General features: G+C 44.9%; 14 protein-coding genes. 4 read left to right on the top strand and 10 right to left on the bottom strand.

Going from position 1 to position 13,614, the window contains the following annotated elements:
- A partial coding sequence (locus F6K57_RS29305; RefSeq protein WP_293071786.1) for a PDZ domain-containing protein occupies positions 1-361 on the top strand: 361 nt, incomplete at its 5' end.
- A gap of 264 nt (positions 362-625) precedes the next feature.
- Here the strand turns inward: F6K57_RS29305 and F6K57_RS29310 are convergent.
- The 3 genes from F6K57_RS29310 to F6K57_RS29320 all read right to left on the bottom strand — a co-directional run bounded on the left by F6K57_RS29310 (position 626) and on the right by F6K57_RS29320 (position 4,611).
- Positions 626-1,477, bottom strand: coding sequence for a class I SAM-dependent methyltransferase (locus F6K57_RS29310; RefSeq protein ID WP_293036158.1), 852 nt, complete (start codon positions 1,475-1,477; stop codon positions 626-628).
- A 74-nt stretch (positions 1,478-1,551) separates the two neighbouring features.
- Entirely contained in the window at positions 1,552-2,400 is an 849-nt protein-coding gene (locus F6K57_RS29315; RefSeq protein ID WP_293028742.1) for a DUF3598 family protein, read from the bottom strand.
- Positions 2,401-2,874: 474 nt separating this feature from the next.
- Positions 2,875-4,611, bottom strand: coding sequence for an ABC transporter substrate-binding protein (locus F6K57_RS29320; RefSeq protein ID WP_293071787.1), 1,737 nt, complete (start codon positions 4,609-4,611; stop codon positions 2,875-2,877).
- A gap of 28 nt (positions 4,612-4,639) precedes the next feature.
- Here F6K57_RS29320 and F6K57_RS29325 point away from each other — a divergent pair, with 28 nt between their 5' ends.
- Together F6K57_RS29325 and F6K57_RS29330 are read left to right on the top strand one after the other, a co-directional pair.
- A complete protein-coding gene (locus F6K57_RS29325; protein WP_293071788.1) occupies positions 4,640-4,831 on the top strand; it encodes a hypothetical protein in 192 nt (63 codons plus the stop codon).
- A 78-nt stretch (positions 4,832-4,909) separates the two neighbouring features.
- A complete protein-coding gene (locus F6K57_RS29330; RefSeq protein ID WP_293036150.1) occupies positions 4,910-6,007 on the top strand; it encodes an acyl-CoA dehydrogenase family protein in 1,098 nt (365 codons plus the stop codon).
- A gap of 269 nt (positions 6,008-6,276) precedes the next feature.
- On the opposite strand, the gene F6K57_RS29335 is transcribed toward F6K57_RS29330, so the two are convergent.
- From F6K57_RS29335 to larB, 7 genes are all read right to left on the bottom strand, one after another.
- Complete coding sequence (locus F6K57_RS29335; protein ID WP_293071789.1) at positions 6,277-8,439, bottom strand: hypothetical protein; 2,163 nt, start codon at positions 8,437-8,439, stop codon at positions 6,277-6,279.
- 118 nt (positions 8,440-8,557) lie between these two features.
- Positions 8,558-9,856, bottom strand: coding sequence for a transposase (locus F6K57_RS29340; protein WP_293024510.1), 1,299 nt, complete (start codon positions 9,854-9,856; stop codon positions 8,558-8,560).
- Positions 9,857-10,230: 374 nt separating this feature from the next.
- Entirely contained in the window at positions 10,231-10,683 is a 453-nt protein-coding gene (locus F6K57_RS29345) for a hypothetical protein (RefSeq protein WP_293024512.1), read from the bottom strand.
- A 29-nt stretch (positions 10,684-10,712) separates the two neighbouring features.
- The gene (locus F6K57_RS29350) at positions 10,713-10,880 is read right to left on the bottom strand and encodes a hypothetical protein (protein ID WP_293024514.1); all 168 of its coding nucleotides are present in this window, start codon (positions 10,878-10,880) and stop codon (positions 10,713-10,715) included.
- Between the two features lie 75 nt (positions 10,881-10,955).
- Positions 10,956-11,078 (bottom strand): hypothetical protein, encoded by a 123-nt coding sequence (locus F6K57_RS29355; protein ID WP_293071790.1) that lies wholly within the window; start codon positions 11,076-11,078, stop codon positions 10,956-10,958.
- Positions 11,079-11,348: 270 nt separating this feature from the next.
- Positions 11,349-11,834 (bottom strand): hypothetical protein, encoded by a 486-nt coding sequence (locus F6K57_RS29360; protein ID WP_293024516.1) that lies wholly within the window; start codon positions 11,832-11,834, stop codon positions 11,349-11,351.
- Between the two features lie 331 nt (positions 11,835-12,165).
- The gene (larB, locus tag F6K57_RS29365; protein WP_293071791.1) at positions 12,166-12,939 is read right to left on the bottom strand and encodes a nickel pincer cofactor biosynthesis protein LarB; all 774 of its coding nucleotides are present in this window, start codon (positions 12,937-12,939) and stop codon (positions 12,166-12,168) included.
- Positions 12,940-13,281: 342 nt separating this feature from the next.
- Here larB and F6K57_RS42230 point away from each other — a divergent pair, with 342 nt between their 5' ends.
- A complete protein-coding gene (locus F6K57_RS42230; protein ID WP_364304498.1) occupies positions 13,282-13,530 on the top strand; it encodes a hypothetical protein in 249 nt (82 codons plus the stop codon).
- Positions 13,531-13,614 lie beyond the last annotated feature (84 nt).

A 13,614-nucleotide genomic window follows, 5' to 3' on the forward strand; every position in this document is an offset into this window, starting at 1 on the left:
TTCCAACAAACTAGCCCAAGGACAAAAAGTTGTCCATCCATATATCGGCGTTCGGATGACAACCCTAACCCCGGAACTAGCACAAGAGAACAACAATGACCCCAATTCTGTTTTCCTATTACCAGAAATCAATGGTGTCTTGGTAGTTCAAGTAATGCCGGATACACCAGCCGCTGATGCTGGTATGCGTCGTGGGGATATAATTGTTCAAATTGATGGAACACCTGTTACTAATGCTACACAACTACAGCGCCTTGTTGAAAATAGTGGAGTAAATAAGGTACTAGAGATAAAAGTAAGGCGCGGTAAGCAGACTACTAGCGTGTTTGTTCGCACCGATGCACTAAAAAATCCTACTTAGCTTGAGTTCGACATAACCAACTTTATCCAGGAGTCAGGAGCTTCGAGTCAGGAGTCAGAATAAATGATTTCCCAGTTAATTGGCAATTAATCAGAGTTTGATCAGCAATAAAATTCTGTATTATCCCCACACCTCCCAGACCTGGGATCACCTCCCACGCTCCCTGCGCCCGGGGCCGAGACTCCCCACGCCCGGGCCCTATCTCCCTACCTGGATCTATAGTCCTACTTTGAAGAATTGGTATTACTTCAGTTGGGGAAGAGTTCAAGGTTTCTGAGCAGATACAACTATGGCTGACATAGGCAGAAGCAGTCGATTATTTTGCCTATAGCTTGCAGTGTCCTGGTGAATTGCTGCCCGTATATTGTCAAGGGATTTACTAGTTTGAGCGCGCAGTATCCCACCTGTTCTGGCGGTGCCTTTATAAAAAGCATCAAAAAGTTCATCGGCACTGCTAAGTTCCCAGAGTAGAGGAATTTCCTGCACAGAAGGATTCTTAAATCCTAAATGTTGCAAACACTTGAAGCAATAATCCTGTTCACTAAACAGAAAAAATGGCGGCCCTTCTGGAAGAGTAATATCTGTATTTTTATAGGTCTCAATCGCCTTATTCATAATCTTCAACGCTATCGATTTTTCTGGCTTACTCCACACAGTAAACCCAAACCTGGCCTGGCTAGCAATTACCCGAAATGCTTCACCCAATGCTTTTTCTGGTTCAGCCAAATGCAAAATTCCAAAGTTCATTACGGCTGCTTGATATTGAGATTCGGGAAAGGGTAACGATTCCGCTTCACCCTGAAAAAATTCGATCGCGTAGCGTGACCGTAGGTCAATCTGGGGATTGAGTTGCTTGGCTTTGGCAACCATAGCGTCTGATAAATCTACCCCCGTTACCTTACATCCTCGCTTCTGGGCCTGGGCAGCCACATAGCCAGGACCAGTGGCAATATCAAGTAATTCCATATCCCTTCCCGCATTTACACTATCAAGCAGAGACTCGATAGTTTGGCTAGTTAGAGACGAAAAAGAGGAATGATATTGGTCTACTGACTGTTGCCATCCACAATATTCAAATTGTCTAAATTCCTTGGGATTATTGGTGGGTACTGTCATGTTGCGGTAATCTTTTTAGTAAGTCTAATGTCAATCCTAGTACTAAGGCTTGCTAGACATTGCCCACCCTATTGTTAGACAATCAGGCATTCCTGGGTAATCAAATCAGCTGCGCGGGTATCATCCGTGAAGTGAGCAACCCCTCTCTTGATTCTATCAGGGCTGTATCTCCAACTGACGATGAGAGTGCTATCGTGACCAGGCTCAAGGGTTTCTGGCACGTTTATGGAAATCCCGTCGGGAAAATCAAATATTAATCGACCGTCTTTCGGCCAATGGGCAGGGTAATCTGGCAGGGGAATTTCATCAAATGTGCCTGATCGTAATACCAGGGTATCTATGGCCTTAATGCTCGGATAATCCCGATTACTTACCTCTGGTCTCTGATTAGACCAGGGAAATGGGACAACGTCAAGTTTCACTTCGCGAAACAAGGAAATCCCGGAGAGTACACATCGATTCTCTGACTCCTTGGAGCGATCGGGGAAATAGCCAATTACCACGCTGATACGACGGTTCCCTTGGAACAGGTAAATTTCGGTGAAGTTGGCCTGGTCTTTCCTAAGAGGTCTGCTCATTACACCAGAGGATTTAGATGAAAACATCGTGGTTGAACTCAGATCGATGGGGTGAGAGATACCTGGACCGCATTTCTCAATAATCCACGTATTTTCTTGGACTTCCGAGGGGTCGTCTTGGTTAATAAAACATAGATAATGCTCAAGTTGAGATGCATCTGCCAGAGGAGTAAATCTTCTTGTGGAATCAAGGACTTTATCAAGAATTCCGTTACCCTTATATCGAGAAAGAATTCCTTTCCAGGTGAATCCATGATCCTCAATAAAGCGATACCATTGTCGGAATAATTTTTCGTCTGACTGGTCAGTTGACTGGTTGTCCTGAATCTGATTATGATCATTCATGGTTCTTTACTTCCTCTAGTCCGACTTAACCTACTCTAAGTTAACAAAGAAAGCGATTGGCCGTAGGCCACGCTACGCGACCTTTGGTCACGCGGGGCGCGTTCGCTATACTCGCGCCTACAGGATGGGATAGCGATCGCTATCACCTAGTCAAATAACTGATGCGATCGCATTTAGCGTGACCTTTCGGGAAAAACCCGACGCTGCGCGAACGGTCAATTCCGTAGGGGCTCAATGCTTAGCATCGCATTTTTTATCAACCCCTTTCTTTCTATGCTCTATAGGCACTTTTTTTGGCAATTATCAAAATTAATATCATCAAATTAAGGGTAATTCCAGCTATTTTTTCTACCAATTATTAGCGTTCACACTTCCCATCTCCCCATCTCCCCATCTCCCCATCTCCCCATCTCCCCATCTCCCCACACCCCCCACACTCTCTACACTCCCCATCCCCCAAGACCCAAGACTTGATTAGTTTTCCGCAATTCTCAGCTCATCAATGTTCCATAACGGTCCCCCTAAGCCAGAAAATTTGATATTCTCGATGCGATCGCGTACTGCCTGAAAGTCTAGTGAATTGACCAGGAAAAACACGGGCAACTCCTCGGCAACGATTTCCTGGAATTGATCATAAATGGCTTTGCGTTTGCTCTGATCAAGTTCTTTTATCCCAGCATTGAACAGACGGTCAATCTCTTGCTCCCAGTCAGACACTTCCCATCCTTCTAGTGGTGGTTGTCCGGGTTGAGGACCTTGATTAAATTGATGAAACGAGCCTCCACTATACCAGAAAACAAATACACTGTGAGGCTCACTCACTCCTGCTCCAAAGGCACCCACATAACACTCCCAATCTCGAGTCGATAGGAGCTTTCTGAGCACAAGGTTAAAGCTGAGTACCTGCAAATCTGCTTCTATCCCAATTTGGCTCAAGTCTTGTTTAATCTGAACTGCTGCGTCTACTCGGGATTTATCGTCTGATTTCACCAGCAAAGTGAATTGTACCCGGTTGCCATCCCAATCCAGCAGCTGATTTTGGGAGTTATACCTGAAACCAGCCTCTAATAGTAATTGTTTTGCTTTCTGGGGTTGATAGTTGTAGACTTTTAACCCATCTTCTGGGGACAGGTAATAGGGACTTTGGACAGCAATGGGAGAATGTTGTACTTCACCCAGTCCCCGATAAATATTAGTTTTCATTCTTTCCCGGTCAATAGCATAGGCTACCGCTTGTCGAAAGGCCAAGGTATTGAACCAACGAGACTTGATTGGGTCTACGAAAGGTTTTCCCTGAGCATTGCGAGCTTTGTTGAGATTAAAACCGACAAACCTAATGCTAGGCATCGGTCCGCCATTGTAAATGGTGTATTTCCCCCGCTTTTCCTCTCGTTTGAGTAACCCAAACGCCTCGGGATTCACTCTGAGGCTATCCAACTCCCCAGAGCGAAATCTGAGTAACTGGTTATCAGAGGATGGGATAACTTGTAAGACAATCCGTTGAATGTAGGGTTGGGGATTTCCCTGAGCATCAGCACGCCAGTAATAAGGGTTGCGTTGTAGGATGACTCGCTCAGCAGGGGTATACTTTTGTAGTCGATACGGACCATTGCTAACAATGTCTTGGGGATTGGTGTTAGTGCCCCAAGTTGAAAGAAACTGGGGATTGCCATTACCATCAGTGGCTTGCACAGACTCTCGTAACGCATGAGCCGGTAGAATGGCTAGGGTTCCTGCGGATCTCACAAATGGCGCAAAGGGTTGTGGTAAGGTAAACTCAACTCGCTGCTGATCTAGTTTGCGCACCGATGGGTACTTACCAGTACTACCAATCTTGAGGAAATCTCGGGAAACTGTGGGAATCTTGGGATTCAGGTAAAGCTGCTGATAGGTAAAGATCACATCATCCACCGTCAGGGGTTCCCCATCAGACCACTTTAGCCCATCCCGCAGGGTGAAGGTGATCTGCTGTCGGTCTGAGGAAATGTCCCAAGATTCAGCTAGTGCTGGTTCCAACTCCCCTGTCATGCCATTCTCACTCAACAATCCTTCGTAGATGTAACCAAATACACCAAAGGGAGAGGTATTAACAATAGTGTTAAAGGTAGCTGGGTCACTAGGAGTAGCTAACACTAGTTGAGAGACCTGAGCTGCTTGAGTCTTAAACTGGTTCGGATGGCAACCTGTAAGGGTCAATAGACAAGATAGCACCAGCGCAACTGCTTGAAGAGGGAGGAGTGTGGGGAGTGTGGGGAGTGTGGGGAGTGTGGGGAGTGTGGGGAGTGTGGGGAGTGTGGGGAGTGTGGGGAGAGGGGGGAGTGTGGGGAGGGAAGAAGTAGTTTTGGATAAGAGGATATCTTCAAATATATTTTTGATCATTGTCTTGATGCAGTCGCGAATGGTAAAAGTATCGGGATTAAAATTTATGTAGCAAGCGGATCTGGGAAAAAATCCTGTGTACCTCTTTAGGTTAGAAACCGCTATAGATTTAGATTAACTAGAAAGGTTGATGCAGGTAATCAAAAAGTATCCCGATAATGACCAACAAAGCCTATTAGAGACAGCAGAGTCTTACCTAAGGGAATCCGTTGCTCCCTTGGCTAATGAGATTGATAGTGCTCCTGAGGTGTTACGAGAGGCTCTCAAGGGGATGAGCGTTCGCACTTTGCTAGGGCTACGGATTCCCAAATCCTGGGGAGGTGTCGAAGTCAGTAGCACCACCTTTCCATACTTTCAGCAACTGGTAGCACGGTATTCCGGTGCTTTGGCATTCTTGCAAATGCAACACCAGAGTGCTGGAGCAATGATCGCCTTCTCTGAGAATGAATCGTTGAAGCAGCAGTATCTTCCCAAATTAGCCAAGGGTCAAGTGCTAGTTGGTATCGGCTTTTCCCAAGTGCGACGAACAGGTAACCCACCGGTGAAAGCTATTCCGGTAGATGGTGGATATCAGATCAGCGGAAAAGTGCCTTGGGTTACTGGGTTTAGCTTGTTTCAAGAGTTTGTCATTGGTGCAGTATTGCCTGATGGTCGAGAAGTTTACGGTACGGTGCCATTGACTCCAACTTCCCAAGATGCAGGTGGTACTATTACCTTTAGCAAACCCATGGCATTGGCGGCGATGCAATCCACCAATACGGTTAGTGCTACCCTTACGGATTGGTTCTTACCCGAAGAAGGTGTGGTCTCGATTGCTAAAGCAGGTGCAATTCACGGAAATGACCAGAAAAAAGTTTTGTCTGCTGGTTTTTTGGCCCTAGGATGTGCCCAAGCTGGACTCGACATTGTAGAAGCGGCTGCCAAAACCAAGCAACTGGATTTTCTATTCAATGCTTTTGAATCCCTCAATGGGGAATTGATTCGCTGCCAGACAGCTATGATCCAAGCAGTAAAAGCCGATTCCCAGACCTTTGAACAACGACTACAACTGAGGACTTGGGCAATTAACTTAGCAGGACGATGTGCTCAAGCAGCGGTGACTGTGTCTAGTGGTGCTGCTAACTACAAACACCATGCTGCCCAGCGAGTCTATCGCGAAGCTTTGGTATTCACTGTCTCTGGTCAAACCACCGCTGTCATGGAGGGAACTCTGGCTCGGTTGATATAGCGCTACGCTTAGCGTCAGAATTTAGAATTTAGAATTTAGAATTTAGAATTTAGAATTTAGAATTTAGAATTTAGAATTTAGAATTTAGAATTTAGAATTTAGAATTTAGAATTTAGAATTTAGAATTTAGAATTTAGAATTTAGAATTGGAAATTGGGAATCAGGAATCGGGAAAACTGATCTGACTCCCGATCCCCCCATCTCCGCATCTCCCCATCTCCCTATCTCCCCATCTCCCTACTCTCTACTCCCTGCGCTATATGAGCTCCTCAGGGGTTCATTAGCTTAAGCAAAATAGTCTGCCATTTTTGTACTAATGCTTGATCACTAGTCTGAATTTCCTGAATTACCCACTGCTCCATCCCTAAGGAAGCAAAGGAATATCTACCGTTACCTAACTGCTCCTGATCTTGATCAATAATGACGCCTTGTTCTACTAGGTTTGTTAACTCTCGTTGATGTTGGCTAAAGATTACGTCAATTTTAGTTAAGTCAATGTCACTTAAGTCAATAGTAATCTTTTGCTCAAGACCACCTTTTAACTTCGACCAAGCCATCAGTATCAACAGCCCTTGCTCGACATCGCTGCACCGTTGCCAAATATTTTGGAAAATATGTCTAGTTTGACTTTCAAACTCCTTGATAAAAGTTTCAGTATCGGGTAACTTCCCAGTTCTTAATGCTCTAAATAGCAAAGAACCAGCAATTTGTAGCAGCGCCGGATGTCCACCAGCCCTGTCTTTAATGACATTCCGTAATGCTGGTGTGATGGGAATACTTGCCATCAATTGCTCCACTTCAGTTTCCGTTAATGGCTTCAGGGACCGAAACAGATAGTGATTGTACCACGGGGATTTATCTGGGGTTAGACTCGGCCCAAGTTCATTGAGACGGCGGAGTGAGGTGACAATCATTGATAAATATCTCCTCTCCCGAGAGTGATAGGCAATACTACGACACTCACTTAGAAAGGCTTCCATGTCAGCTTGAGTATAGTGTGGGTTTTCCCGCAAAGCCGCATCATAGTCATCCACTAGCAACACCAAGAACTTGTTGTGTTTCCCAAGCTTGCGCAATACTTGGGGCATAGCCCTGGCAGTTGCTTTTCCGTGGTCGAGCAATGTCTCAATTTCAGTCTGAAGGTCTGGCTCACTATCCAATTTATAGATCAGCTCAGTTAGGACTTCTTGCCAAAACCCGGAAGCTGTAAACGGTTGGATACTTTCGCAACTGAGTAACACCATCACTGCCTGTGATGGGTCTTGTCCATACTCTTTCCAAACGTCTGGGGAAGCTAGGAGTTCCAGGAAAGAGGTCTTACCCATGCCTGGACCACCCCAAATCGCTAAGTTACTGCGGTTCGAGATTTGATTAAAACCAGCCAGAATTTCTGATTGTCGTCCCACAAAACGGTCTGGGGGAACTGGTGCGCCTACAACGAAAGGATTGTTTAATTGGTTATAGAATTGATAAGCTTGTTGATTTTCTGGCTCTATCCTTAGCACTTGGTCAAATTGCCGCCTGGCTAGGATAACTTCCCCTACTTCCATGAGGTGTTGTCCATAACCTAAATGCGATCGCACTAATCCATCCTGATTCCGGACTGGATCAACTAGGTATGCTTGCTGATAGTATTCTACTGCTTTATCAAATACGTCACCTTCCAAATATATCCTTGCGATCTCGAATAAAGCACGAAAGTGATTGGGATTGGCTTTCAAAATCTGTTCATAGGGTTTTACTTTCTGCCATACATCCCCCTGATCAGTTTGTTCAATTGCTTGTTGATAACTAGCCTTAGCCTCTGGATCGAGGTCTTCCAATTCAAATATCTCTCGCCGCAATGGGTAACGTTGGATTAACCAGCGGCGGACTAATTCTATTTTTACCTTGTAGGATTTTTCTTTATAGGATGAAACTTGATCAGTTATGTCTACAACCCCCAAGAAACCTGATTCAACTAGTTTTTCCCTAGCTTGAGTCAAAGACTCGGTGATGGTAACGCCATACTCTTCCAGTAAACTCAACGGGTCTTGCACAACCTGAGTATAATTTCTTTCAGCTTTTTTTTGAGCCTCTGCTACTGCCGAAAATATCACTCGTTCCGGAATCGGTAATCCATCCCGAAACCAGGTTAATCCTCCCTCACCAATTTCAATGGCATCATCAACAATTCTAGTCACATCATCACGAGTTACCTGCCACTTTTGTTCAGTTCTAGCTTGAGCAAACAGTGCATGACATAGGACCTGAGTGAAATAGGGATGACCTGATGTTAATGCTAAGATAGCATCGATTGCCTCTGAGTCATAGGTCAAAGACCCCTGAGCTGGTTCAGTAGACTTCGCGGCAGTTGTCGGGAACAGGGAACAGGGAACAGGGAACAGTGGAGAAGAATTGACGCAAACACTATCAGAAAAATACTTTTGCAAGAGGTCTAGTAATTAACTTTGTGGCACTTCGTTCACTGAGCAAGCCAACTTTTTGGCTAGGAGCACCTTTAATTGAACTACCCCACCTGTCGCAGGGATGGGGATTCCCAGGCACAACCTATACGGCTGTTATATCCATGGGCGTGACTTTCCTTCGCACCGAAGGTAGCTGGGTGGGGTTAATTCCCAGTTTCTTAAGACCCCGCATTTTGATGTTTACTGCACCATTTATGTCAGCGTCATCGTGGTACCCACACTCAGTGCAAACAAATTTTTCTCCTTTTCGATTGTCTGCGCTAGTGTGGTGACACTTTGGACATCGCTGAGATGTATGTTTGGGGTTAATCTTGATGACTGGAATGCCTGACTTTGCAGCCACGACTTCAACCTTTTTGACTAATTCACCCCAGGCAGCGTCGGAAATTACACGATTAAGACCTTTCTTGGCTGATTGTCCATTACGGTCGTAACCACCCAAATCCTTGGGCTTGGGTTTACAGCGAGACTTCATCCCTTTGATGTTCAAGTCCTCAAACACCAGAGCATCTGCTCCATTACTTAGATTTTTTGCTGTTTCCCAATGGTATGCAGAACGTTTATTGGTAACCCGTTCGTGCAACGAGGCTACTTTGGAAAAGGCTTTTTTGCGATTGTTTGAACCCTTCTTCTTTCGACTCGCAGCTCGTTGTCTTAGTCTTAAACGTCTGGTTTGGCGTTTGGACTTCTTACTATTGGCTGGGTTTTGAACTATCTCTCCATCAGAAATACTAAGGAGTTTTCTGATTCCTAGATCGCATCCTTTAACACGATCAGGTCTAATCTCGTGTTTAGTTTTTACTGGTGGAACTGGTACCGATTTATCCTCGATCTGAATGCTAACAAACCATCCCCGTGATTGACGACGAACGGTTACAGATTTCATGGTAAAACCATCCGGGATGGGACGGGAATTATGGAATCGCATCCACCCTATTCCTGGTAAATAGATTCGATTACCATCTAGTTTTACCTGGCCTGGAGCATACTTGAGGCTCCGGAAACGATATCGCCTTTTAGGTCTTGGATATTTGGCTTCTCCCTTGAAAAACTTTGAAAAGGCTACATCCAACTGTCTTAACATTTGCTGTAGAACAGTCGAATTGATCGCTTTGTACCAAGGTCGTTGTTTTTTGAGGGAGGGGAGACTTGAACTTTGAACCTCGTAAGCACTCCGGCGAGGATTCTTTTGACTCTTTTTCCAGGGATAACCTATCGAGCTTGACTTGTTTACCGAACAGGACAATGGGCACGCCTCTCCATGAGTCTTCAAATCGCAGTAATTACCAAGTTTTGGTGATTTAACCTGCTCGTAGGACTCATTTCTATCTCTTAACAAGTAGTTGTACTGAGCCAATAGCATATCTAGCCATCGGTTCATTGTAGCTTCTTGCTGAGAGCTTGGGATTAGTTTATAGACGTAACCCAATTGCATAGTATCGACCTTTTTTTTCGGTGCTATCTTGATTATATATTACCGAAATTGATCTGACAAGAGAATGGTAAGACAAAAACCAATAAAAGTAGGACGCCCCTGTCTTCACGGCTCACCCAAAACAACACACACTATTAAGGCGACAAACACAGCTTGGAACGGATTAAAGAGATTGGCAGCTAAATCAGGTTTAAGCCTGTCAGAGTATTTAGAGTCGCTGGGAAAAACTGGGACACTACCTAGTTAATGGATTGTGGCTTACGCCACTTGAGAGGGTGAATTCATCCCCGTCCTCTTAGGTCGGGGTATTCTTCGCCCTCTCAAACTCTCCCACTCCGATAATCATCCGCTAGCAATACTAGGAATTTATTGTGTGCTCCCAGCTTACCCAAGACTTCAAGGAAATCCTTAGCAGTGCTTTTTCCCTCTTGGACTAATCTATCGATATCTGCTTGCAGCTCAGGATTGCTGTCCAGTTTAGTTTTAATCAAGCTCAAGACCTTTCCCCAGAAGCCAGACCCACTGAAGGGATGGATACTCAGGCAATTTAACAACACAATCACTGCTTGCGATGGGTCGGTCTGATGTATTCGCCAGATTTCCGGCCAAGTGAGTAATTCCAGAAAGGAAGACTTTCCAATGCCCGGACCTCCCCACACTGATAGGTTACTGCGATGGGAGATTTGATCGAAAGCGGTTTCAATCAGAGCAGTTCGTCCCACAAAACGCTCTGGGGGGACTGGCTTACCGACAATGAAGGGATTGCTTGGCATTGGAACTAAGTTAGTAATTCAATCAGTAATTATTTAAGCAGTGTTGAACAGGGAATCGGGAATAGGGGGAATAGTATGGGGAGAGTCTGGGCAGGGGGAGGAGTGTAGGAAGAAGGGGGAGAGGAGGGCGGGGGCTCGGGCAGATTAATTAAGTTGTTTTCGATTAAATCAGTATCTTTAAGTAGATTTTTGCTCATTTTTCTCGTAGTTCCTACTCTGATGACAACAACGATTTTGGGAAACGTTTATGACTGGATTTAACTCTTGTGGCACTATTTCCAGTATAGTGCAGTTCTCAATTGTGTGAGGTACTTTGCTCCTGGGTTGATGGAAGTCGGGAGTCGGGAGTTGGGAGTCGGGAGTCGGGAGTCGGGAAAAAATTCTGTGTCGCTCATTACTATGATAACCTGAAAAGGCTTGAAAACCCTATATTATCATGGTTTCATGCCTCGAAAATTTGAGTCTTTAATCAGACTACTATGAAATAGTTAAATTGGTGCTACGTTTCCAAAGATTTTAGATTTCCTGATCTGAATTTGTCTGTCCCGACAATTAATCTGATCTGTAGCATACTTTTTTCTATTTCCTATAACTAGCCAGTAAGTATTCAGCTAATGCGCTACGCGCATTAGCTGATAGCTGATAGCTGACGGATGAATGCTTACCTAGCGAGTCCAAACACTACCACCGAAGCCACCTGTTCTCCGAACTGCTGTTAGCCTGCGGTTTGAATCGATTCTGACTACCATTTCGCCAGAGCTGCGAGTCCGACCCCTAGGTACATCTGCCCAGTTACCAGCAACTTCATTCTTACCAATGTAGCCATGGAAGACATTGCTGAAAGTTCGGCCATTATTAGAACTTTGACCATACCACCAGAGTTCATTACCTACTTGCCGAATATAGTAGGTGCCACCATCATTGGCTCGCCAGGTACCAGTCAGACTAATTGCAACCGCTTGAGCTACCAAGTCCGGTGAGGATGTTTGGTCAAAGCTACTTTTCTGTTCTAGTTCAGGGACTGTGGCGGAGTTGCGATTAGCCCCATTGCCAAGAAAGTCTGGGATTTTTGCCAAGGTGGGATTTACCAGACTCATAGCAAAAACTGCACCACTGATACAAAGAGTTGCCGTACTTAGTTTAAAATTCATAATCACCTCTTTGAAACACTAGTGGAAGGAATCAAGGTCTCAAACTTTTCCCTCCAATTACTTATCAGGGTGAGTTTTATCGTTTACTCATGGGGTAGGGATTTTGTAATTTTTCTTAACAAAAGGAACAGGGATTAGGGAGTAGGGAGTAGGGAGTAGGGAGTAGGGCAAAGGGAACTTAGGATCAAAAATTCTCAGAATTCCTACACGGATCCCTATTTAATCAGTCCCGTAACGCACCACCGGGTCAAACAGCTTTAATGAGATGCACCCAATCCTCTGAGCTCTTTGCTACTGTTCCCTGTTCCCTATTCCCTATTCCCTTGTTCTATCAACCCTGCAACTTCTGACCAGTCCTAAGAATCTGTCCAGCTAAGACAGCAGCACCAAAGCCATTATCAATATTCACTACTCCTATGCCTGGTGCGCAAGAATTCAACATGGTTAACAGGGGTGCCATACCACCAAAACTGGCTCCATAGCCGACACTAGTAGGAACGGCAATCACTGGACAATCGGCCATGCCAGCTACCACACTGGGTAATGCTCCTTCCATTCCAGCTACGACAATTAAGACATCGGCCTCGACAATCACCTGTCGATTATTCAGCAAGCGGTGGATACCAGCTACCCCCACATCCCAAAGGCGCTTGACCTGAAACCCACATAATTCAGCGGTTATTGCGGCTTCCTGAGCTACTGGTAAATCCGATGTGCCTGCAGAAATTAGACTAATGATACCGGCATACTTAGGTTCGAGCTGGGATGGTGCGATCGCACAAATCCGAGCTGTGGAATAATACTGTAACTCTGGGACTTTTGACTCTAGCTCCGTTGCCACCTCTGGTGTAATCCGTGTGGCCATTACTACCGGATTCCGCTGGCGCATTACTGCCATAATCTGAGCAATTTGGTCAGGGGTTTTGCCCTCTCCCCAAATTACCTCAGGAAATCCTGTTCTTAAGGTGCGGTGGTGGTCAATTTTGGCAAAATCACCCACTTCTTCGTAGGTAAAATCCTTCAGTTTATCTAAAGCAACAGTTGGGCTAAGGTCACCAGCCGCAACCGCTTCCAGTAGAGATTTTAATGCTTCGGGTTGAGTCATTTTCTTTTTTAAGGGAACAGGGAATAGGGAATAGGGAGTAGGGAGTAGGGAGTAGGGAATCGGGAATCGGGAATCGGGAATCGGGAATCGGGAATCGGGAATCGGGAATCGGGAATCGGGAATCGGGAATCGGGAATCGGGAAGAAGTTTTAATGGTTTAATGTTTCAAATTTAAGGTTTAATGTTTAGCTACGATTTATAGCAATTCTCTTTTCCATGAGGTGCAAATGGATCCCCCTAAATCCCCCTTAATAAGGGGGACTTTGAGGTTTATAGTTTTACCTTATACATGCAATAAACGCTATATAGTATTTCTAAATATATCATGAATTCTAATCCTTATTGATCATAACATCAAAAACTCCTCGTATTTCTTTTCTACTGTTCCCTGTTCCCTGTTCCCTGTTCCCTGTTCCCTGTTCCCCGTTCCCTATTCCCTGTTCCCTGTTCCCTATTCCCTGTTCCCTGTTCCCTATCTCCCCATTCATTCTGAAATTTTCAGTTCATCAATATTCCAGAATGCGCCTCCTAGAGCGGAATATTCAATTCCTTCTATGGAATTACGAACTGCGGTCATGGAGAGAGGGTTAATCAGATAAATATAAGGCAAGTGTTCTAAATTAATCCGTTGGGCTTCTTGATAAATCTTTTTGCGATTGTTTTCATCTAATTCTT

Source organism: Moorena sp. SIO4A5, assembly GCF_010672005.1.
Taxonomy (GTDB): domain Bacteria; phylum Cyanobacteriota; class Cyanobacteriia; order Cyanobacteriales; family Coleofasciculaceae; genus Moorena.